This is a genomic window from Vibrio neonatus, assembly GCF_024346975.1.
In the GTDB taxonomy this organism is placed as follows: Bacteria; Pseudomonadota; Gammaproteobacteria; order Enterobacterales; family Vibrionaceae; genus Vibrio; species Vibrio neonatus.
Genome location: NZ_AP024886.1, coordinates 927,019 through 949,928, shown reverse-complemented (window position 1 = coordinate 949,928; position 22,910 = coordinate 927,019). Strand labels below are relative to the sequence as shown.

Below are 22,910 nucleotides of genomic sequence, written 5' to 3'. Positions count from 1 at the left end.
CGTGCTTTTTTGTAGGTAATGTTATGGAAAACTCAGAGTCATATTCGAATGAAAAAAGCCTAGAGCAGTTCTTTAATCATTATGTTTTAGATACAACTAATGGTTCGATGGATTGGTACAAAGACTATAAGAAAACTTGTCAGCAGATAGAAGCCGATTATGAAATTTCCGATGAAACGCTATATTTGATTTGGTATCAGCGAGGCAACTCTATTTCAAGCTTGATGCAGGGTGCACCTTCAAAAGATGAATTTGAAAAAGCTAAACCCATGCTGCGAGAGTTAACAAAGAGGATTAAATATAGCCCAACCGCTCAGACTTACCTAGAAGCTCAAGGTTTTATGAGAGAGGCTAAAGAGAAAAAAATTCTCAAGAAAAACTATAAGGCATTACTAAATCGTGCTTTCGCATCAATCGCGCCAAAGGTTTGTACGTCTACTGTAGACGAGCGTTATTTCATAATTGCCGCTTCTTACTTGAACGAGCGATTTAATCTTGGTTTGTCGATGACAGGTAACTGGTTCGAATTAAATCAAGAGTTTACTACTGCTATTTCAAAAGTGCTTCCGAAAGACTACGACTACTTTTATTCAAATATTGCTACTTGGCATACCTATGAAGACTTGAATGAAAATAGACTGGGAGATTCGGTAGAGGAGCCAATGGCATCTAATTATGGCGATAATAGGTCAATAAGCGATAGTCATACTGCTTTAAATCAAATCCTATATGGTCCTCCTGGAACAGGAAAAACTTACCACGCTATTGAAGCTGCAGTGAGAGCCGCAGAGCCAAGCTTTTATGAGAATTTAAACATCGAAGCTCAAGTTGGTGCAACACCAGAACAGAGGGAACAATTACAATTCAAGTTCAAGGAGTTGTCCGATTCTGAACGAATAAGGTTTGTTACTTTTCATCAAAGTTTCGGTTACGAAGAATTTGTGGAGGGTTTGAGTGCTACTTCTACTGATGGCGAGATTTCATATGAGGTGAAATCAGGTATTTTTAAGGAGATTTGCGAACAAGCTAGTCGAGGCGTTGAACAGAGTAATGACCCTTTTGAAATTGCTCTGGAGAAACTAAAGGGTGATTTAGAAGAGGGTGTAAAGTCTTTGTCGCTGAGAACTCAACGCGGTAACAAATTTGATGTTCAATATCACGGCAATACGACATTTAGAGCTTTTCCCCACGAAAGCAGCCATGACGACTTGGGAAATGGTTATCCTGTAGCAATAGATAGTATTCGTAAGCTTTATTCTGGTGCCGAAGCAAAACAGATATATAACCAGTCCTATGTCAAAGCGATCCTAAAGTACATAGTTGAGACTCATAATTTACCTGTAGAAAGGGAAGCACAGCCACGAGATTTTAAAAACTTCGTGTTGGTGATAGATGAGATCAACCGTGGAAATATATCCAAGATATTTGGCGAGTTAATTACCTTGGTAGAGGAGTCGAAGCGATCTGGAAAGGGACAGTTTGAGGCGATTGAAGTTGTTTTGCCGTACTCAGGTGATAAGTTTTCGGTGCCAAATAATCTGCATATTATTGGCACCATGAACACAGCCGATCGCTCCCTTGCCATGATGGATACCGCTTTACGTCGCCGTTTTGATTTTAAAGAGATGATGCCAAATCCAAGCTTGTTGGCAGGCAAGGTGGTTGACGGTATTGATCTACAAAATCTGTTTGAGGCTCTAAACCAACGCATCGAAATCCTGTATGACCGAGAGCATACCTTAGGTCATGCTTTCTTCATGGGAGTTCAAAACTTTGATGATTTAGTTTCCGTCTTTCAAAACAAGATTATTCCGCTACTGGCAGAGTACTTCTTCGAAGACTGGGAAAAAATCCGCTTGGTGTTGGCTGACAATCAAAAAGACAATAAAGAAAACAGAGCCTTGCAGTTTGTGACTCGGAAAGAACAAGCAAGTGATGATCTCACTAAGCTATTTGGTCGCAATCATCAGCTCGATGGTTATGGTGAGGCCATCATTAAATATACCTTAATGGAAGAGTCAGCTGCGGTTTGGAAAGATCCAAATGCTTATAAAGGTATTTATCAGAGCATATCCCCAAAGGCTGATGCCAATGAACAAACCTATGCGAATGCTGAGGATGATTCATAGGCATGCATACTATTGTATTTGAGTATGGCTATTTAACCTATTCCAAAGATGCTGAATCCTTGGGTGCATCTCGAATCTCTACTCGCGCTTTTAATTACCTTAAAGAGGTGAGTTTGAGTGCGGAAGAGGGCGATTTATATAAGTGCCTTAGCTTAACCAAGTGCTATGGGGTGGAGCTTATTCAGGTGAAAAACTATGTGGGTGTGCTATTCATACCCACTGGTGAGCATATTGAGGTTCTGCCAAAAGTCGGGCGCAAAGCTGAGAGTGAAGAACGCGCAATCGAAAATTCTCGCCAGATGCTTCTTATGATGCTCGCACATCTTGGCTCATTTAGATATATCAGTGCCAATCAGGCCAGCGTCGCGAATAAGAAAATGCCTTTGCTTGAGGTGTTTATTCATCAGTTTTTACAATCGGTAAATAAGCTAATTAAGCGCGGTCTTAAAAGTGACTATGTCACCCAGCAAGACAACCTCAACTTTCAGAAAGGCAAATTACTTGTCGGTCAGCAAATCAAACACAACCTAGTCAACAGACATAAATTCTATGTCCAATTTGACGAGTTCTTAGTAAATCGACCTGCGAATAGACTAATTGCAACCGCCTTACAAAAAGTCGCTCAATATACTCGGATGCCGTCTAATCAAAAGCTACTGCGAGAGCTGCAGTTTGCCTTTATTGACGTGCCTTTCTCAAAGTCAGTCGCGAAAGACATTAATGCAGTGAGATTAGATAGAGGCATGAATGACTATCATGCCCCACTTGACTGGGCAAAGCTCATTCTGGCTGGCTTCTCTCCTTTAAGCATGAAAGGTGATTCCAGCGCACTCTCTTTATTGTTCCCAATGGAAGCGGTATTTGAAAGCTATGTTGCCTCAATATTGAGTAAACAGATTGGCAATCAAGCCCAGCTTTTAACCCAAGCTAGATCAAAGTACTTGGTCACTCACCAAGATAAAAACAAGTTTTTGCTTAAGCCTGATCTTCTAATCAAGAAGTCCAGTAAGCCTTTTATTGTCCTAGACACCAAATGGAAAATCTTAAACGTCACTGAGCACAACTACGGCATCTCCCAATCCGACATGTATCAGATGTTCGCCTACGGACACAAGTATCTTGAGGGTAAGGGTGATCTATACCTGATTTACCCAAGTCACGATGGATTTAGAGAGCCGATAGAGTATTGTTTTGATTTTGCTGGTGGTCTAAAGCTCTGGGTTGTTCCGTTTGATATCTCTTTGAAGGGAGAGTCTAGAGTGAAATGGCCAAAGGCAGCTGAGATTAAAAGCCAATTAAGGCAGAGACAAAATTAAAATTTATATAATAAGCAGTCTTTAAAGACGTAATCATATTGTTCTGTATACAACGTTATCAAGCTAGAGGTTACTTACCATGCAAACATTTCGCCAATCTATTTTAGATATTTGGAAAAGTAGAGGAATTTTAGGAACCACTGGTTCGCCTCTATACAGTTACAAATTATCTGAAGTAGAGTTTGATGGATTAAAACTGGCCTTGATAAATAGCTTGAAAAGCCAAAGTTTAGAATCTTATCTTCCTTCTAGTGTGAGTTCAGATTGGGCAGGCGCTTTTGTCTTATACGCTTCTGAATGGTGGCGTAAAGAGTTCTCTGGTGGGGTTTGGAGTTGGGACCCTATTTTTGAATCACTAGGCTTAACAGGGAATGAAATCACAGCCCCACAACGTAATAGGCTTATTGCTGGAGGGTTTCGGTTTTGGCGAAGACCAGTACTGACCAATACACAAGGAAATATGTACCTTGGCACAGTAGCCGTAGAAGGTGGCTTACCGCTTAAGCTAGTTTCTGATCCCAACAATAAGCTTGCCCACTATTTTGAGCAGGTGATACAAGACTTTGGTAAATTTAACCTCTCCAAGCCTAATTCAATAGAGATCGCTCGCGTCCATGACCACAACATTGCGGCCTCTTTTAGAAACGAGACTGTTTATACGATTGTGGGAAAAATCGCAGAGTCGGTGTTCAATCTTGCTGATCAATATGGGTTGGATGAACAAAAAGATCCTGTTCGCTACTTAGATGCGGTAGCGCCAAATTGGTTGGATACCTTACCAATCAATATTGAACATTCGATAGCGAAAGGTTTGTTGGAGCGAGCCCTTGGCAAGGCGATCACCATACAGAGACGCATGCCAAATACGATTCGGTTAGTTCGTAGCCTCCATAAAAAATTTGATCGACATACCTACAATCTAGATGACGCTGCAGAAGCCACTTACTCTTGGGCTCTTCAATCACAACTGACATTACGCACACGTGTAAACGCGATGTATATTCAGCAACTATTTTCAATTCCAACATTGCCAGAGCGTTTTAGTTTGTTTGCTGTGGGTAAAAAGCCCTTGCTTGTCGCAAAAGCATTTTTGCCACAAAACAACAAAGATAGGTTTTTACTCGATGTTATTACTAGCATGTTACCTAGCGACTGGTTTCCTGAAGAAGTGCAGTTAATGCTAAAGGATGAATGTGGAAAAACTTGGTTCGCTCCTTTAGTTGGTGGCAGTGCGCTTGATGAGGATGAGCCTTGGGTGTTCATCGATAGAGATAATAGCCTTCAACTCCACTCTACTGGTGATGTGAAATGCAAAGAAAGTAGCGCATTCGTCGTTACTAGCACCTTATCATCATCGGTGAACAATATTGAGGTTGTCGGCAATTTAGAGCAACCGGATAAAACTATCGTCGCATTACAACAAAAGGGTAGTTATAGATTTGGAACCTATGCAGTAGAGCTAGGTTCATCTCAGAGTGAGCACATTGAATATGTCTGGAATGGAGATGCCTTACCGTATCAAACAAACCCAGCTAAGTGCTTTGTGGGTGAGCCCTGTTTAATTCGACTTGATGCTCAGGGACGTAGAGAAAATATTAGCCCTGCCCAAGTGCGTTGGCATGATAAGAGCAAGCAGCAATGGCTATCTTTAACGACCATGCCGTATGGTCAAAATGAAACAGCGTATGTTGAGAATGGCAAACCTAAGAAAAGGTTCAGATTGTCGAAATTACCAAAAGATTTTGATGTAGAGATCGTTCCTAGCTCGAATATTCATCGAGGTAAGATTGTGATTTTAGCTTCTAGCTTACCTATGGTGGCAGTAGATAAGCAATACCAACACTCAGTTCTATCTCAGGTCGAACAGGATAATGACTCATTAGTACTCGATTTATTTAGCGCAGAACAACCACCGGCATTTATTACCATTGATTTGTGGTGGCTTGATAGGGCTAAGTCAATTTCCATAGATCTACCGTACCCAAGCCGCGGTGTTTGCCTTCTTGATGGGCATGGGCAGAGCGTAGATAAATACAGTGAGCTGCTAATAGATAACCTAAATAATTACGAGCTGTACGGGTATGGTTTGACTGGTGAAATTGAACTTCAGTTTACTTTGCATGCTAGAAATATTTGTGGCGCGTTCGCAAAAAGTGCTTTCTTTATGTCCACACTGCCAAATATAGATGCGTTGGCCAATGGATTAGCATTAGCTTCTTATAGAGACGATATTCAAGCGTTATTTGCTTTATCAGATAGCCTTGATGCGACAGTGAAGTTAAGTGTGGTTAACCGCGGGCAAGAGGTCTACAACTGCAGCTTTGCAGCTTATAGTGAATCACTGTTACCAAATAGAGACGCCAACGTAGTTGAGCTGAGTTCCTCAAAGCTAGCAGAACAAAACGTTGAGCTTTATACCGTTCCGCTTGGACAGCCAGATCAAACGCCTCTTGCATTGGTTGAAGCGGACACTCAAGGAGATTCGCTAAGACGAGCTTGGATAATTCCTGACAATGAACTCGCACCGGGCGCTTGGTTGGTATACAACAAAGATTTGAGTCAAGGGATACGATCTGTCATGTGGAGTAAAGATTTAGAATTGCTCCCAGAGACACAAAATGGCTTCGAAGTGGCTTCTGGATATGGTTCCCGTAGGGACCGTTTGACAGCATTTTCTGATGTAGCGAGTGCGATAGCTTATGATTTTACACGCTCAGAGTGGAAGTACGTTCGTACTCTTTTAGCTTTTGACAATGTACCACTTACTACTTTTGATTTATGGCGAGGTGCAATAAGACAAAATGAATTTGTTTTTGCGATGCTGCTGAATGCCAACAAGAGTGAAATTGATCGTGTTTGGCAAGTAGATAAACAATTCCCCTTTATGTGGTATGCCCTCAAGATTGAATCATCGCGAAAGGTTTGTAATGCGTTTTATAGCAACCTAATAGAGCGCTTGGGTGATGATATGGCAGATGTAGCTGTTACCCGGCTTTCTAACAAGTTGCGAGAGTTAGTCTCTTATTACCCTGCATTTGGTCCGTTATCTGAGTTACTACTATCTAAGTTTGATAGTAAACAAACTAGACCGAGCATAGGTACAGCAGCATTTGTTCAGCGTATTTTTGATGCTAGAAATGAGCTTTCACAACGCCAAATAGATGCGAGGTGGCCATCGTTTTCGGCTGATAGCATTATTTCTCAAGTCATCAGAAAGATGAACCCTGAGTGGGTGAAGTTGTGCTTGACCGATAAGCACTCGTTTAAGAACTCGGTAATGAATGCACCCATCGTTTTAGCTTTGTCTACTTGTGGTCAAGCTGATCTAGCTATGACTCCAGAGGTTGTGCACGCACTTCGTGAATATCGTCGATTTGACGAAGTGTACTTCGATGAGGCTTTCTCTCTGACACACCAATTCGTTATAGGAATGCTTAAAGGCTAGAACGGTCGGCATTAACTAAAAAACAACAAAATTACTGAGTGAAATATGGAATATTTTGAATCAATAATCGACCAACTGACAAAGCGAGCATCTCGAGCTACGTTAGGGCAATTTGGTGTGCGCTCGAAGCCTTTACGAGAGTTTTTGTGGCAAATGTATTCGCAGTCACCAGGTATTGAAGGCTCATTTTTAGGTGACCCTGTGTTCGAAGCCACCTTTGGGTGGAAGCCCTATTCAAAAACCATGAAATCTCTATCTGGCGATATGTTAGAAGAGAGCGTTGTTAACGCAATGGCTAACCCTCCAAAAGAGCTTAAAGAAGACTATTTATTTGATTCGAATTGGTACCCCTATGAGCACCAACATGAAGCATGGAAACATCTAACCGCAGATGAACCTAGATCCGTAATAGTAAGTAGTGGTACAGGCTCAGGTAAAACAGAATGTTTCTTAGTTCCTATTCTCAATGATATTGCTCGCAGAAATAGCCGAGCTGAAGGTGTAGAGGCTTTGTTTCTATATCCACTTAATGCATTGATTAATAGCCAAAGAGATCGTTTAGCTGCATGGACACATCAGTTAGGATCGAACGTGCAGTTTTGCCTATATAACGGTGAAACTAAAGAGCAAGTTCCAGCTCAGTTACAACGACAGTATGTTAATCAACAATTGTCTCGCAAAGGCTTGCGGGAAAATCCTGCGCAAATATTAGTAACGAATTCCACGATGTTGGAGTACTTGTTGGTGCGTCAAAAAGATGAGCCAATCCTCAATAAATCTAAGGGCAAGCTACGTTGGATTGTCTTAGATGAAGCTCATACCTATATAGGCTCTCAAGCCGCGGAGTTGTCTCTGTTGCTTAGACGAGTTATGCATGGATTTGGCGTTACCCCTGATCAAGTAAGATTTGTTGCAACCTCTGCGACCATTGGTGGTCAGGACTCCGATAAAGAGTTGAGAGGGTTCTTAGCCGATGTAGCTGGCGTCGATATATCTCAGGTATATCTAGTAAAAGGGGAGCGTGAATTTACAGACTTGACTCAAGTAGATGATCTCTTGCCAATGGACTTGGACTTAGTGCAGCAAGAAGAAGACATGCTTACTCGTTATAAGATGCTTGAAGCTATGCCGCCGTTGCGAGTTCTAAGGCAACATTTGTGTTCTAAAGATAATAGGTTATCTCTCAAAGAAATTTGTAAGCTCTTATCAGCAACAGAGACACCTATAGAGCCTCGTTTAGCTTTACAGTGGATGGATGTGTGTGGTTCTACTCAAGGGGAGGATGGACAAGCCTTTATTCCTTTCCGTCTTCACCTTTTTCATCGAGTCGCTGGTGGTTTGTGGGCTTGTTCAAATCCCAATTGCTCTGCTAAAAAAGAAACCCCTCTTGATGAAATAGATTGGCGCTTTGGCATGGTTTATATGTCGCGCCGTGATACGTGCAGTTGTGGTTCTCCAGTTTTTGATATGGCAAGTTGTAATGGTTGCGGCACAAGTTTACTGGTTGCCAATGAGGCGACTAACGTAGAAACAGGCGATAGCCGATTATCCCTAATCAAACCAGACTCCAGCATTGATGATTTTGCACTAGATATTGAGCCAATAGAGACAGATGAAGAACAGGAGGATGAACAAGAAGAACATACAAGCTTGTGCCTGCTCTCTGAATCGGCTTTCGATGAAACTGGGCAGCTTTGGTTAAACAATCAGGGAGTTTTAACTCTGGTAAAACCGGAACAAGGGTTTGCCGTTCACCGTGTAGAAGGCTATGCCAAATCGAATGGGAAAGGGTTAGCGCTGCGTTGTCCATGTTGTCAGCATACGAAAATACAAAATTTCGAGTTTTACCGTTTTTTCCGAAATGGAGCGCCATTTATGCTATCAACGGTGCTTCCAACGTTGCTTGAATTTTGCCAAGACGGTAAGAAAGAACAAGCGAAGGGGCCTTGGAATGGCCGTCGTATGATTACATTCACTGATAGCAGGCAAGGTACCGCCCGCTTTTCCGCTAAATCACAGCAGGATTCAGAACGTCAGTTTTTGCGCTCGGCATTATTTCATCTCGTGATTGATCGAACACTGAAAAGTGGCAATCTCACACCTGAGCAAGAAGCAGATTTTATAAAATATAAAAGTCTTCTAGCGAGGCTTAAAACTAATGGCGATGAAGACATGATTGAGTTTGTGGAAGGCAAACTCGCTGAGTTAAGTCAAGATAACGAAATACAAATATCTTGGTTTGATGTGGAGCAAGAGCTCGCAAAAGAGAAAGAGCTGCTGTATTGGATAAAAGAATCCTACAGCCGGTTTGATGACAAAATGGTCATGGTTCAAGACCCATTAATGTTGGCTAGATTGTTGTTACTTAGAGAATTTAACAGTCGCCCTAAACGCCAAAACACCTTGGAAACCCTTGGTTTAATTAGGATGGAATATCCAAATATCAAAGATAAGGGGAGTACAGCACCACAGGAGTGGACCTCTTTATTCTCCAGCGTAGATGAAGGGAAGAACAAGTGGGTCGATTTTTTGACTTTGTGTATTAACTTCCATATTCGAGCAATGAAAGCTATTTCAATGTCTGAGGAGCAGCAAAGATGGATTGGTGCAAAGTTTAGCGCTGGTCTATTGATTGCTCCGGGAGAAACAAGCCCCCATAACAACATCTCGGGTTGGCCTTTAGTTAGGAAAGGAGCGGTACAACCGAGATTAGTTCGATTGTTGGCGATGGCTTTTCATTTAGATGTTAAAGATGTTGCTTCCAAGAATAGGATTAATGTCATTCTCCAAGAAGCTTGGAAGGTTCTCCAACGGAATGTGCTGACTGCTAGTGGTGACGGAAGCCGTTTGGAGTTGGAGAAACAAGTCAGTTTCAGCTTGTTCAGCAATAAATGGCAATGTCCTCATACGCAAAAAATCATTGATACTCCACTGGAAAAAGTGACACCGTATTTGAGTACTAGAGGGAGGTATGAGGATCAGCTTTGTAGAGAGTTAGAGACGCCCTTATATGAGTACCCTTACGGTAGACGTTTAGATGATGGTACTGAAGTGCCACTTTCCCAAGTACGAGAATGGCAAGAACAAGACTCTATTAAGGAACTGCGTAGGGAGAATGCATGGTCAGATATCTCTGACAGGATAGTCGAGCGGACTCCTTACTTCCGGGTTGCAGAGCATTCAGCACAGTTGCCAGCAAAACTGCTTCGAGATTACGAAGATAAGTTTAAAAAAGGCATGATTAACGTATTGAGTTGTTCAACAACAATGGAGATGGGTGTAGATATTGGCGGCATATCGGTTGTTGCTATGAATAATGCCCCACCAAACCCTGCTAACTACTTGCAACGAGCAGGTCGAGCAGGCCGCCGAGGTGAGAGTAAATCGGTGGCACTCACATTATGCAAGAACACACCGCATGGCGAGCATATCTTTGAGCAAACTCGTTGGGCTTTTGATACGCCTATCTTGGTGCCTAATGTATCGCTGTCGAGTGAATACATAGTAAGACGACACATTAACGCACTGTTGTTGTCGGTATTTTTGCGTAAATCAGGAAGTGAAAATTCTTTACGTTTAAGCTGTGGTAACTTCTTTTTACGCTTGCATGAGAATGCGCCATCACAGGCTGAATTATTCGTTGATTGGTGCAAAACTGAAGCATTACCAGCCATTGATGCAGGACTGGGCTCACTTGTTTATAGAACGATACTAAGTTCAATACCAAGGCATCAGCTCGTTTCTCAGGCTGCAGCACAACTGAAAAAAATCAAAGACAACTGGTTGTCAGAGCATAAGTTATTAGTACAACAAAGTGAGGCAGTAAAAGAGAGTAATACGACGATGTCTATTGCTCAGGCAGCAGTGGAAACACAAATCCACAGGTTAGAAGGCGAATTTCTATTATCTGAAATGGCACGCAAGGGCTTCTTGCCTGGTTATGGTTTTCCAACCGATGTAGTCGCGTTAAATAACGATAATATTGAGTCAATTAATCGTAGAAAACGACTAATTCAGGCGATTAAAGAAAGCAAATCTTCTGCCAATGAAAAGCTCGAACATCGCATAGATAACTTGCAAAGTGCGAGGGATTACCCCTCTCGAGATCTCTCGGTTGCTTTGCGCGATTATGCTCCGGGATCAGAAGTAGTGCTAGACGGACAGGTATATCAATCGAGTGGTGTTTTGTTGAATTGGCATAGTCCGGCATCCGCAGACCAAGTTAAGGAGATACAATCTTTGCTTTGGGCTTGGCGATGCAGCCACTGTGGTGCGAGTGGCACGTCTAGGACAATGCCAAAAGAATGTACAAGTTGTGAGTCAGAGCTAGACAGCAAACATTTCCATCGTTTTTTGGAGCCAAGTAGCTTTTCTATCGATATTCGAAACAAACCACATAATGACATCTCAAAATTGGTTTATGTACCATTTAATGACCCTTGGATTACCGTTGACGATAGCCAATGGCAGGAAGTCAGTAGCAACCCTAGTGGGGCTTTTCGAGAGAGTCACAATGGTCATATTTACTATCATAGTGCAGGTTTATCAGAAGCTGGATATGCGCTTTGTTTAGAGTGTGGCCGTATGGAGTCTATGCCTGATTCTGATGAAGTTAGTCCATTTGATGTATTGGCAAATCATCGCAGGTTACGCGGTGGTAAAGGACAAATGAATAGGGAAGCAGAGCATACCTGTGAAGGTAACGATAAAGACTTCGCTATTAAGGGGCCAATCAGATTAGGGCATAGTACGCATTCTGATGTATTTGAGTTGGTGTTATTCAATGATGATGGTTCTCCTCTTAAAGATCGTAAAACAGCACGTTCAATTTCTGTGTTTCTACGCAATGAACTAGCGGACAAGCTAGGAATCAATAATGACGAATTGGGCTGCTTGACTAAGCCAATTAATTACAATGAACAAGAAGCTCAAGCTATTGTTTTATATGATGTTGCATCTGGTGGAGCTGGATTTTCGATTAAAGCATCAGAGTTTTTGGTTGAGCTCTTGCAAAAGGCTAAACAAAAGGCAGTAAGTTGTGGCTGTGACAAAGCTTGCCATAAATGCCTGGTCGATTACTCATCACAGCATGCATTAGAGCTACTTAATCGTCATAAAGTTGTGAATTTTCTCAGCATAGACTTTTTCAATCGTATGGCACTACCTGATGATCTCCAGATTTTTGAGTGGCAATGCCGTAGAGAACTGAGACCTTTGACTACAGCAATAGAACAAGCATTGTCTCATGATGAAAACGCTCTATTAAATTTGCACCTATCAGTTGAACAATTAGACAAACTTGACGAGTGGCCATTGCTGAATGCGATGTACGATTGGGCTAGGGAATCCACTTTATCCATTGTTGTAAATTGTGAAAATGACAAGCGTTTTTCTATATCTGATTCCATCACATTATCTTGGCTTGCTAATCATCCGAATGTGAAGCTAAAGCGGACAGAAATAAAGGATAAAACGGTAACATTACTAGCGGAGGTTTCAGATGATGAGTTCTCGCTATGTTGGGGAACCAAGAATGGTCATGAATCACAACTGATTACAGGTAAAGATAGAACGGTTGAGTATGCTGATTTAAATATAGAAATCGACTCGAGTCAGAATGATATTGGTAAGGCATTCATAAAGGATGAACTCAATAGTGAAGTGAAAGCTTTTGGTAGCCGATTTTGGACCCATGTGTTTAAAGCCTCCAGCTTGTTACTGGAAAAAATGCAAAATAACAAGATTGTTGAAATCATATATAGCGACAGATATTTGAGCTCACCTTTACCTTTTTCACTATGCCTGAGTACGATTGGTGCGCTGTTAGAGCACTATAAGGGGAGTAAAGCCAAAATCGTTACTTCAACTTTGCAAGATGGACGGTATGAACCGATAAGTGTTCAAGACAACTGGCAATATGAGAGTGACCGGTTGGCACTAGTTGATGCCTGTATTGACGAGACTGGACTAGATATTGAATTCCATTCAATTCCGAAGAATCAGATGCCACATGCAAGAACTCTTAAGTTAGTACTGAGTGATGGTAGTCAGGTATCTATATGGTTGGATCAAGGGTTTGGCTATTGGTGGGTAGATTCACGTGACTATAAAAATGATTTTCCTTATCGAAAAGAATTGAGTGAGCAAGTCAAAACCATCATTGAGGGTGAATGGCAAGTTCGCTCTGGAAGAGTCGCTACTCCAGTATTCTTTTCTTTAGGTGGTTAAGGTAGATTATGAGCAAGCAATATATTAGAAACTGTGCATTGGGTTTCTCTTGCACCTCGAGCTGGAAAAATTTGAGCAAAACAAGAGCAGAGGAAGTCCGTTTTTGTGAGACTTGTCAAAGAGAGGTTCATTGGTGTGATGACGAGCAGGAACTCATGGAGAATGTGACACTCAATAGAACGGTTAGTTTTAAGAGTGATTTAGGGAATGACCCAAGTGGCTCTAATGGTGGCTGGGGACAGCCACCAATGGATTTTGAAGATGATATTCCATTTTGACGGTTACCTGAGACCTAGTTTTGTTAAGTTTGATGACTTGAGTCAATCATAGCAAGGGTTTGAGAGAAAAAGTTTACAGCGAGTGTTGCAACTTCTGTAAACTTTTTTATGCTGACTTTATTGTTCGGAGTTACCTTGAGCTTTTGTTAGGTTTTAATGGATTTAAGGACAGCTATGAAGGTAATTTACTGAAAGTGATTTGATTCAAATCAGTGGAATTGGCAAGGTGAGCGCTCAGAAAGTCGTTGCTCACTTGGCAAGTTAGAATTACTGACAATTCAAGTTTGCTAAAGAACAGTTCAGTATTTTTGTGGTGAACTTTTGGATGAGCTTAAATTTATGAGCAAATAGACCTCCAAAAACACTTAAAAGACTTTTCAAACATTATGAAAAGCCTATGCCCTTTTTCGAGTCAGTCAGAGCAGCGCTTACTGTTTTTTGGCTCGAAATACGTTAGAAGGGAGTAATTAAACATTGATAAACCCCCAGCTATGCAGGGGTGACTCGCATAGGTTTGACCGTGACAACGGTATATGTAACTTCTTTGCTCGACCAAAAGTAAAGAGGAAACAACCTATGCGAGACTATAAGAGTCTGTCTCATACAAGATGGGATTGTAAATACCACGTGGTATTTATTCCAAAGAAAAGACAAAAATTGATCTATGGTGCAATTAGGAAGCATCTAGGGTCCACATTTCATGAGTTAGCCAGGCGTAAAGGCATAAAAATTGAAGAAGGACATTTGATGAAGGATCATGTTTATATGTGTATCAGTGTTCCTCCAAAATATTCAGTATCTAATGTCGTGGGTTACCTCAAAGGAAAAAGTGCGATATCAATAGCTAAAAAGTTTCGAGGTAGGCAGAGAAACTTCAATGGTGAACATTTTTGGGCGAGGGGATACTTTGTTTCAACTGTAGGCTTAGATGAAGAGACAGTTCTTGAATATATACGGAATCAAGAACAAGAAGATGAGCACCGAGATCAATTGAAATTAGGAATTTAGCGCCTTGAGCGCTTACTTAAGCCCTTAGAGGGCGTCACCCAATAAGCCTCCGGCTTTGCCGGAGGTCATTTAACTCCCTTTGACATCACCCCTCCTAACTCGCATGACGGTCAAATATGGGTGTTACTAGGAACATCATGGGACGCCGAGATGGCCTGTATCAACACATTTGAAACAGCACTAACTCAAAGTGCAGACGTGACGCAGGAAAGAGGGGAATGCGAGATGCCTCGCAGATATGAGCAATCGTCGATGGATAAACGGTCGGTATTGTTAGTGTCGCCACTCACTGAGTGGCAACCTTCGATAGCGTTGGTACGCAGATTCAGCACACCTGTCAGCTCACCGCAATCCACCTAAAGCAGTCTTTTTTACTAGATGTATATTGAGAAATTAGAACTACTGCTGAACTTTCTACTAGGCGGAACAGCAAGCCTTGTGGCGTTTAGTTTAACAGAAACTTTAAATTACTCCGAAGCATGAATAGCAAGGAGCGCGTCCGTTACCTTTTTCCGATAACTAATGATGGCCTGCTATACGGACTTTTCTGCCTGGTGGTCGCCTATACTTTTCTTGCTATAGCTCTGTTACGACTGGTCAAGCTGGCACACACAGCACTAACGATAACCAACGCACCATTAAGTTGAAGTGACTTGAGCAAACAAGGAAAACAATTAATACCGAAAAGATACTGTGGGAATTAGACAACCCAATCGATCCTTACAATTTTTACGTACCAGGCGTAGAAATCGCCTCAATGGTCGCAATCTCACTATCACCTTCCTTTGGTGCGCACCAATGCCGAAATCCTTAAGGAAACAGAACCCCAATTGCTTTTGGCTGGAATGAATGGTTCGTTGCGCGGGGAATCTCTGATCTGGAATCGTATGCAGTTGAGAATGCTCAACTTATGGCTGATGCATTCAACTCTTTCATGATTGGGGATGTGACAGTTAAAGACGACGCGGAATCAATGCTTATCATACTACCTGACGATCTAAAAGAACAATGGTTCCACGAGCGACAAGAAAGACTCAGCTCCAGCACTAATAAAATTGGGGAAAAAGTCATCATGCTAGCGTCCCACTACTTTGGGATTGCGGTATCAAAATGGAAACCAACACCCCACAGCCGACAACCTAAAGAGCAGTCAATTGACTGCTCTTTAGGTATGTGCTTAGTAGCTGCCAATAAATGGCTATTCAAGACCTATAGCCGTGAGAGCAGTTTTCAGAACATACTCAGCGTAATGTGAGGACACTACAACGTTTTCTAGCCCTGTCGCCGCTAACAGGGCGAAGACCACTAGAGTCAAGTAGTAGCTATAACGTTGAAACCAAGCGGTCTCACTTCTCGCTCTAAAAACCAAATTAAGCAAGCTGTAAACGGCAGGAATGGCAAGTAATACCGCATAGTAGGCTGAATATGACCTTGCAAAGTCCTGATAATTTAACAGGCTAGGCGGAGCGAATGCACTTAGGCTCATTCGCTCCGGTAGGGCCATGTAAGTCACAACAACCAACCCAATTAAGGATGTCTCGATAATTACAAATAGCTTTTGATAACCAGACAAGTTTCGAATTGTCCGAACTGCGTTCTTGAAGATTAAACGTAATGCGGAAAACGGCAGCACTACCAATTTGGGCAAGACTATATACCAATGCTTTTCTTTGCCTATATCTTTCCAAACATCGATAAATGGAACGACAAAAATGTTAAATGGGGCATCCCAAAAAGAGGTAACTATGCGATATAAAGGCTCAGGTTTTTCATCCCACTCTCTGCAATTCAGCCATGTAGTCCCTGTCGCTCTCGGAAAGAGCCATTCGCGCAGTGGAATGCCTCGCACCTTCCTTGTGCGCGACCCCCGATCTTGTTTTTGCGCATCGATCTCGGCAAATTTCAACCTTTCTATCTCTTCATAATCCTCGAGGGTTAGAAACTTAGGAGGCTTGGTCTCAGCGATTTGCGCTTCGGCCTCCCTGAGCCAATCAATTGCGCAACACGTTCTATACAAAGCCCAAGAGATAGAGCAATTGGTAAAGCTAGACCAAAGAAGGCCAAAATTAGCAGTCCGACATATTCGACGTAAACGCCAATATCACCCAGAGAACCAACGAACGTAGCGCCTGCTAGGTCATTGACAACTATTAGCGTTAATGGGATTGGTATCAGGTAACACAAGTATACAGCAACAGATGCGACGCCCCGCATTTCAGTGTTTTGTACCTTGTCATTGGTACTTTTTTCCAGCCAAATCGCACAGACTGAAAAGATCACTGAGATAATTAACAAAGTTCTTACTTTAGGATGGGAGAACACCTCGAACCAAAAAAATGGCATCATGATGAGGACAAAGAAATTGGCCCACCTAACAAACTTCACCAAGGACTCTTTGTCATTAAGTTCTTTCTCGCCCCTTTCATAAGGTAAAAATCCACGTCTCTCGCGCTCATCCTTTCGCTTATGACGGGTCCAATCTGACCTCTTGTATGAGCTGTTTGCTTTTTCTTCGGCCAGTTCTTGTTCTTCGCGCTTCGCTGCTAATGCGGTGGAAAAGATAATGCGTGATAGAAGGGGTATAGTTCCAAGTATTGGAAAACCTAGCGATGGCTTGACCGCCAAGATCTGTGATGGTTTCATGGGCATCCTTAATTCAGAAATTGAATAACTGATAGTAGTAAATACCCATTAAAACAGTATGTTATGTTGTTTGTCTTGTGATCTCTCTCTCCAAACGACAACGCCTCAAAGCCATAAATACGGCTTTGAGGCGAAATTAGAAAAAGGAAGTTAGAGCTGAGAATTATGGGGCACTTCAGGTGTGACCCTGTAAATAATTCTGTGTAACTGTCGGGGTTACATCTATTCAGTGAGTCGGTCTTCGAACATAATCATAAGGCGGTTCAGTGCTTGTCGCCAGTTTCTTATTGGCATCGTCCACTTCTTGGAGGCATCTCGGATAGCCAATTAGATCACCTTTCGAGCTGACTCATCTGTTGGGAACAGCTTGCGCTTCTTAATCGCTTTTCTAATAACGCTGTTGAGGGATTCAATGGCGTTAGTCGTGTAGATCGCTCGGCGGATATCCACTGGGGAGTTGAACAGAGTATTGAGGTTGTCCCAATGCGCTGTCCAAGAGCGACTAATTTGAGGAACCTTCAGATATTCAAGTGCATGCTCAGAATTTTGAGTGTAGTCAGCTTGAAGCATCAGTGCAGCTTTTGCGTTATGAAATGGCATTAGTGGATCATAATGGTACCGTTACAAATCACGCAAAACGTAGTTCAATTTGGTGTTTTACAGGTACTAGGTGGCAAATGAAATATCATCAAGGTACAGCTTGTGAGCCATTTGAATTGGTTTAACTCCGACAGTTACACAGAATTAATGCCAGGGTCTTTTCGCTTCGCCCTCATTTTGGCACATATTTATTCACGCCTTAAGCGGGCGTTACTTTCCCATAACTCAGTTAATCCGTTATATCCTAATTTAGCAATACAACTGACAAGCTTTTGTCCAAAACCTTCTCAGCGTAAAAGTTTACTGACTGACACGAAATGTCTTTATAATGGCGGAAGGAGGTAAGTAACTCTAAATACATAATGCTAGCATTCCGCTTAACTTAAACAGGCACGGAAATTGGCATTATGAAAAAACTTCTTTTCTCTACAGTACTTTTAACAATATCTGGTTTAGCAATGGCTTCCGAAGACACTACAGTAATTGCACAAGAGCATAGTAGTACAGCACTTCATCGTGTATCAGATTAAGGTCAATCCTGCATAGCAATGTCAGATAAATATGGCGCTAAGAACGTATACCTCGAAGATGCATCCGTAGCATCTGTCGCATATGATGATGGACGCCGCAAGCTTGTACTGCTTGTGAAACATGGTCAGGAAGGTGTTATTGCTAAGTTTGACACTAAAAAGGACGTGCAGTTTGTAACGTACTCTCGTTACGGTGAGCCAAAGACAACCACTCTTAAACCAACAGGGTTAGGATCGTGGGCAACTGATATCAACTTTTACCAAACTATGAAAGTTAATGGCGATAAGACAGTTAAAGTAACCCTTGTAGTGGTCAACAAATACCGGACACTATCTTAAGCCGATTTTCGGCAGTAACCGGCGAAACCCCATCATTTGCTTGATGTGGCCTCTGTCGATTGTAATAGTTCATCAGGTAATAGCTGATGTCTTTTTGGGCTTGGTTTTGGTTCATGTAACCAGTTGCCGGAATCCATTCTGTTTTCAGGCTTCTAAATAACCTTTCCATCGGCGCATTGTCCCAACAGTTTCCACGTCGGCTCATGCTTTGAGCCATTCGATATCGCCAGAGTCTTTGACGGAACTTGCGACTCCCGTATTGAACCCCTTGATCTGAGTGGAACATAATACCATCTGGTCGCCCTCGCTGTTCCCAAGCCATATCTAAAGCTTTAGTTGTTAGAGCCGAATCGGGTTTGTTGGATAGAGCCCAGCCAACAACTCGACGGCTATAAAGGTCTAGAACAACTGCCAAATATACCCATCTTGAGCCTGACCAAATATAAGTAATATCACCACACCAAACTTGATTTGGAATGGTTACCGAGAATTTTCTTTTCAACAAATTCGGGATGTCTGGACGTTCTGTTTTAGCCGATTTATATCGATGGGAGCCGGGTTGTTTACTTGCTAAACAGGCCTCATGCATTAACTTCCGTACTTTAAATCGGCCAATTTTGATGCCTTCAGAGCGAAGCATAGACACAATCGTGCGACTTCCAGCAGAGCCACGACTAATGTTAAAAAGCTCTCTTATCCTGCTAGCAAGCCGAACACGATTAGCATCGGGCTTACGCTGTTTAAACTCGTAATAGCAAGATGTAGCTACATCAAAAAGCTCACACAACAACTTGACTGATTCATGCTCCCTTAAGTGATCAATCAACGAGAGCGTTCGAGCTCGTCCGACATTAAGAGAGCTGTGGCCTTTTTTAATATCGACTTTTCCCTCTCAAGTCGATTAATCCGGGCTTCTAACTCTTGGATTTTTATCTGCTCCGAAGTAAGCGCTTTGGCCGTTGGGGTAATACCACCTCGCTCGATCTTAAGCTGTTCGATCCAGCGCCGTAAAACCGTTTCACCAACATTCATTGAGCGTGCTGCTTCGGGAACTGAGTAACCTTGATCAAGAACCAAGCATGCTGCATCCATTTTGAACTCAGAAGAAAATGTACGTCGTTGTCGTTTTGTCATTGAACACCTCATTAATTGTGGTGACTTTATCACCTAATTGGGTGTCCGGGATCATTAAACCACTACACCTGAAGCAAGGCATGTTTACAAAAGACACAATGTTTAAGTTTGATAATGCCGTTATTGAGTCTTATGTAGCTTGTGCTGCGCAAATCTAAAGATAGCGCCTCTAAATATGAAATATACAGAATCTCTGCCTCTGTTGGAAAATCAGCTAGAACACGCGCTTTGGGAAGAGTATCAATTCGAGTTGGAGTACATGTCAGAGAGTAAACTCTCTGACCTCAAAGCCAATTATAAATCCTTACCTAAACGACAGGTTACGAGAATTGCCAAGACATTCGCTTGCATCTTTGAAGAAATTGATGAGCTTGGAATATATGGCGCGATGGCTGAATATGTTGAAACTGATATTGAAAATGGGGATTGGGATGTAAACAATCACCATCCGGATGATCTTATAAGAACTGAAGAGGATCAGCGAGTTCATGACCTTGCCATGTCTTTACCAGATAGCACTTTGATCGTTTGGCGGGCTTCAACATCAATCGACGCAAACTCTGACCATCAGCTCCAATACAATAAAAGCATGACACTAGGAGAAGCGAAACAACTAGGTTTTCAGCAAGACTATCAAGATCGCTATGGTAAAAAGTGTAAATGCGGATTTGATATTGTTGAGCCCGTTAAAAAAGGCTTCTTTGCCAGACTGCTGGGTAGATAGGCCTCAGTAGAGCTAACACACTTCTGTCCAAAGTTGTGTTGGTGTTGCTGAAGCTAACACTCTTAAGCCCCTTTCCGCATGTGGCGGTCAGCTAAAGAATTTATCTGGTGAAATTGACGCTGACGTAGCTTACGACTAGTCGCAATGCTAATTTTCGACTTATCGTATTTTTGTTAAGTTTTAAGGCTATTAACAAGGGAAATTTAACAAAAAACATTACACCAAGCTTTGGTATGGTTTAAAATATCATATAAATAAATGGCTTAGGCCATTCAGTAAGTTTGCAAGGTCACCACAACCGTTCTAAGGTAAGTTTGAAATGAATTGGTTGTCTAAGCTCTGGCAGAGAACGAAAGAGGTTGCAACCCTGTATACAGGAACCTTCATAGTAGTTATGTTTCTGAATCAGCTACTGTTTTTCGGGTTGTGCCTGAATCCGGTATGTTTGATTGCTGCGGTGCCACATGTCTTGTTTATCACTGTGGTGATAGGGACATGGCTGAACCGTCGAGAGTCTAAGCGGAAGAAGGAAGTTGAAAAGGTTGGTCAAACTAGCTACCAGCCTAAAACGGCTATTAGCCAAGAGAGTAGTTCAAATAGGAAGAATAACCAGCTTAGCAAACCGCTTAAGAAAGCACAGGCTAACTTACAAACACCGACGGGAGTGGTAAGAACTGGAAAGAAGCAAACTAAAAAGTTAGATAATTCCATTTGGGCCAATGTTGAGCCTAAGGCTGCTGATGGCTCGAACGTCAGTAGGCGCCCGGCAGTTGATATACGAGCACCTCGACCAACCAAACCTGCTAATACTGCAAAAAGTCAGAATAAACCGACAGTAGATATATCTAAGCTCATTGAGAGTAATAAAGCGAAATTAAAAGCTCTTGATTCTCAGATAAATAAAACAGCTATACGAGAAAGTAACTCCGGTTCAATTAAGAGTAATCAAAGTAGTATTCGACCTAGCATTAAGCTAGCGGATAAAAAACATGCAAAGGAAGTTCTTTGTCCAAGGTGTTCCAGTAATTCATGTTTTAAAAATGGTAATTCTGGCTCTGGCGCCGCTCAGTTTAAATGCTCTTTTGTATTTGCTGAAAGCGATATAGCTAAGAAGAGTGTTGTTTCTTCGGATTCTATTTTTGATGTAAATCGTAATAACATATATGAACGCCATACTAATAACACTAAAGCTACCGTTAGAGATAGGGTAAATGTTTGGAAAGGCGAACCTAATAACGGGTGTGTTTCATCACGAACATTTGGAAACTTTGGTGTTACTTCACTTTGGCATATGACACATATTGATAACGTCAAGAATATACTTCAGCATGGCATACTGAGTAACTCACTAGCGCATAGCAAGTATAGTCCTAAAGATATATCAAATGCAGACGTTCAAGAATACCGGAAGCAATCAGAACCGATCTACAGAAGAAAGCTACACGACTACGCACCAACTTATATTAGCATCAAAAACCCGATGCTTTTCGCAAAAAAGGATTTGTCCAAGCAATTATGCTTGTTGGAGATAGATATTTCTGCGCTTAGGGCAGGACAATTTCTTCTATCAGATGGTAATGCAGCCTCGCGAGATACAGCATTTTACAGTGATATTGGAGAGCTGAATAAACTACCTTGGGATGTGATAAATTCAGATTATTGGAGTGAACATCATGATGGTAAGCGGAAAAAATGTGCAGAAGTTTTAATTTATCCAAAAATAGAGAGCAGATTTATTAAGGCTATACACTGTAATTCTATTTTTACAAAAAGAGTACTTGAAGGAATGTTAGTTAGCGCTTCCTTGATTAAAGTATCTCCAGATATGTTTTTTAAGTGAGTTTATATGGTTACAGAAATCTCAGGTAATATTTTTGATAGTAAACGAGATGTTATAGTTAATGCTGTTAATTGTGTTGGAATAATGGGGGCGGGTATAGCTTTGGAGTATCGATTAAGATACCCAGATATGTTTTCAAAATATCAACAATTTTGTGAAGATGGCTTGCTTGATATTGGTAAAATTTGGATATATGGCAATGTTGGCTCTCAAAGAGTGTTGAATTTTCCAACCAAAAAGCATTGGAAGTTTCCTTCTAAAGAAGAGTATTTGAGAAAAGGGCTTGAAAAGTTTGTCGAAACCTACAAGGAAAAGCATGTAGGATCAATTGCATTTCCTTTACTCGGTGCGGATAAAGGTGGATTAGGGAAAGAGAGAAGCTTGAGTATAATGCAGGAATATCTAGACACTCTAGATATCGACGTAGATATATACTTTTACGACCCTATGGCAAAAGATTCTTTGTGTGAGCACGTAAAGCTGGTTCTGTCTTTTGAGAGCCCACTACAGATTAAATCAGCTGTTGGATTACGAGAATCTGATTTAACTAAGGTCAAAGAAGCTCTTGCTAGGGAAGAGATTAACCAGCTGAGTCAGCTACTAAAGGTAAAAGGTATTGGGCAAAAAGTGGTCGAAAAACTATATCTTCTGAAGGATTATGAACTCCAGCCAAAACAAGGGGAGATTTTTTAACAT

Annotated in this window: 14 protein-coding genes and 1 pseudogene; 11 read left to right on the top strand and 4 right to left on the bottom strand. The window is 41.7% G+C overall.

The window, feature by feature from the left end:
* Positions 1 to 23: 23 nt before the first annotated feature.
* From OCU38_RS16435 to tnpA, 6 genes are all read left to right on the top strand, one after another.
* Positions 24 to 2,129, top strand: coding sequence for an McrB family protein (locus OCU38_RS16435; RefSeq protein WP_261824545.1), 2,106 nt, complete (start codon positions 24 to 26; stop codon positions 2,127 to 2,129).
* A 2-nt stretch (positions 2,130 to 2,131) separates the two neighbouring features.
* Positions 2,132 to 3,445 (top strand): McrC family protein, encoded by a 1,314-nt coding sequence (locus tag OCU38_RS16430; protein WP_261824544.1) that lies wholly within the window; start codon positions 2,132 to 2,134, stop codon positions 3,443 to 3,445.
* A gap of 79 nt (positions 3,446 to 3,524) precedes the next feature.
* Positions 3,525 to 6,890, top strand: coding sequence for an STY4851/ECs_5259 family protein (locus tag OCU38_RS16425; protein WP_261824543.1), 3,366 nt, complete (start codon positions 3,525 to 3,527; stop codon positions 6,888 to 6,890).
* A gap of 45 nt (positions 6,891 to 6,935) precedes the next feature.
* Entirely contained in the window at positions 6,936 to 13,118 is a 6,183-nt protein-coding gene (locus OCU38_RS16420) for a DEAD/DEAH box helicase (protein ID WP_261824542.1), read from the top strand.
* A gap of 8 nt (positions 13,119 to 13,126) precedes the next feature.
* Positions 13,127 to 13,396 (top strand): hypothetical protein, encoded by a 270-nt coding sequence (locus tag OCU38_RS16415; protein ID WP_261824541.1) that lies wholly within the window; start codon positions 13,127 to 13,129, stop codon positions 13,394 to 13,396.
* 576 nt (positions 13,397 to 13,972) lie between these two features.
* Positions 13,973 to 14,404, top strand: coding sequence for an IS200/IS605 family transposase (tnpA, locus tag OCU38_RS16410; protein WP_261824540.1), 432 nt, complete (start codon positions 13,973 to 13,975; stop codon positions 14,402 to 14,404).
* A gap of 1,198 nt (positions 14,405 to 15,602) precedes the next feature.
* Here the strand turns inward: tnpA and OCU38_RS16405 are convergent.
* The 3 genes and pseudogenes from OCU38_RS16405 to OCU38_RS16395 form a co-directional block, all read right to left on the bottom strand.
* Complete coding sequence (locus OCU38_RS16405) at positions 15,603 to 16,310, bottom strand: hypothetical protein (RefSeq protein ID WP_261824539.1); 708 nt, start codon at positions 16,308 to 16,310, stop codon at positions 15,603 to 15,605.
* Positions 16,311 to 16,339: 29 nt separating this feature from the next.
* On the bottom strand, positions 16,340 to 17,047 hold the full coding sequence (locus OCU38_RS16400) for a hypothetical protein (protein ID WP_261824538.1): 708 nt from the start codon (positions 17,045 to 17,047) through the stop codon (positions 16,340 to 16,342).
* Between the two features lie 222 nt (positions 17,048 to 17,269).
* A pseudogene (locus tag OCU38_RS16395) lies at positions 17,270 to 17,566 on the bottom strand (transposase); the annotation flags it as partial.
* A gap of 488 nt (positions 17,567 to 18,054) precedes the next feature.
* Between OCU38_RS16395 and OCU38_RS16390 the strand changes: the two are divergent.
* On the top strand, positions 18,055 to 18,177 hold the full coding sequence (locus tag OCU38_RS16390; RefSeq protein ID WP_261824537.1) for a hypothetical protein: 123 nt from the start codon (positions 18,055 to 18,057) through the stop codon (positions 18,175 to 18,177).
* A gap of 18 nt (positions 18,178 to 18,195) precedes the next feature.
* The gene (locus OCU38_RS16385) at positions 18,196 to 18,516 is read left to right on the top strand and encodes a hypothetical protein (protein WP_261824536.1); all 321 of its coding nucleotides are present in this window, start codon (positions 18,196 to 18,198) and stop codon (positions 18,514 to 18,516) included.
* Here the strand turns inward: OCU38_RS16385 and OCU38_RS16380 are convergent.
* Positions 18,491 to 19,650 (bottom strand): IS3 family transposase gene (locus tag OCU38_RS16380; protein WP_390625264.1). Its coding sequence is split into 2 segments (ribosomal slippage): positions 18,491 to 19,383 and positions 19,383 to 19,650, totalling 1,161 coding nucleotides; the frame shifts between segments, so codons are not numbered across the junction. The two genes, OCU38_RS16385 and OCU38_RS16380, sit on opposite strands and share 26 nt — an antisense overlap.
* A 175-nt stretch (positions 19,651 to 19,825) precedes the next feature.
* Here OCU38_RS16380 and OCU38_RS16375 point away from each other — a divergent pair.
* The 3 genes from OCU38_RS16375 (at position 19,826) to OCU38_RS16365 (ending at position 22,907) form a co-directional block, all read left to right on the top strand.
* The gene (locus OCU38_RS16375) at positions 19,826 to 20,374 is read left to right on the top strand and encodes a hypothetical protein (protein WP_261824535.1); all 549 of its coding nucleotides are present in this window, start codon (positions 19,826 to 19,828) and stop codon (positions 20,372 to 20,374) included.
* Positions 20,375 to 20,693: 319 nt separating this feature from the next.
* The gene (locus tag OCU38_RS16370) at positions 20,694 to 22,214 is read left to right on the top strand and encodes a DUF4433 domain-containing protein (protein WP_261824534.1); all 1,521 of its coding nucleotides are present in this window, start codon (positions 20,694 to 20,696) and stop codon (positions 22,212 to 22,214) included.
* 6 nt (positions 22,215 to 22,220) lie between these two features.
* On the top strand, positions 22,221 to 22,907 hold the full coding sequence (locus tag OCU38_RS16365; protein ID WP_261824533.1) for a macro domain-containing protein: 687 nt from the start codon (positions 22,221 to 22,223) through the stop codon (positions 22,905 to 22,907).
* Positions 22,908 to 22,910 lie beyond the last annotated feature (3 nt).

Coding starts and splice junctions, on each gene's coding strand:
- OCU38_RS16435 (WP_261824545.1), top strand. CDS start 24: ATGGAAAACTCAGAGTCATATTCGAATGAAAAAAGCCTAGAGCAGTTC.
- OCU38_RS16430 (WP_261824544.1), top strand. CDS start 2,132: ATGCATACTATTGTATTTGAGTATGGCTATTTAACCTATTCCAAAGAT.
- OCU38_RS16425 (WP_261824543.1), top strand. CDS start 3,525: ATGCAAACATTTCGCCAATCTATTTTAGATATTTGGAAAAGTAGAGGA.
- OCU38_RS16420 (WP_261824542.1), top strand. CDS start 6,936: ATGGAATATTTTGAATCAATAATCGACCAACTGACAAAGCGAGCATCT.
- OCU38_RS16415 (WP_261824541.1), top strand. CDS start 13,127: ATGAGCAAGCAATATATTAGAAACTGTGCATTGGGTTTCTCTTGCACC.
- tnpA (WP_261824540.1), top strand. CDS start 13,973: ATGCGAGACTATAAGAGTCTGTCTCATACAAGATGGGATTGTAAATAC.
- OCU38_RS16400 (WP_261824538.1), bottom strand. CDS start 17,047: ATGAAACCATCACAGATCTTGGCGGTCAAGCCATCGCTAGGTTTTCCA.
- OCU38_RS16390 (WP_261824537.1), top strand. CDS start 18,055: ATGAAAAAACTTCTTTTCTCTACAGTACTTTTAACAATATCTGGTTTA.
- OCU38_RS16385 (WP_261824536.1), top strand. CDS start 18,196: ATGTCAGATAAATATGGCGCTAAGAACGTATACCTCGAAGATGCATCC.
- OCU38_RS16375 (WP_261824535.1), top strand. CDS start 19,826: ATGAAATATACAGAATCTCTGCCTCTGTTGGAAAATCAGCTAGAACAC.
- OCU38_RS16370 (WP_261824534.1), top strand. CDS start 20,694: ATGAATTGGTTGTCTAAGCTCTGGCAGAGAACGAAAGAGGTTGCAACC.
- OCU38_RS16365 (WP_261824533.1), top strand. CDS start 22,221: ATGGTTACAGAAATCTCAGGTAATATTTTTGATAGTAAACGAGATGTT.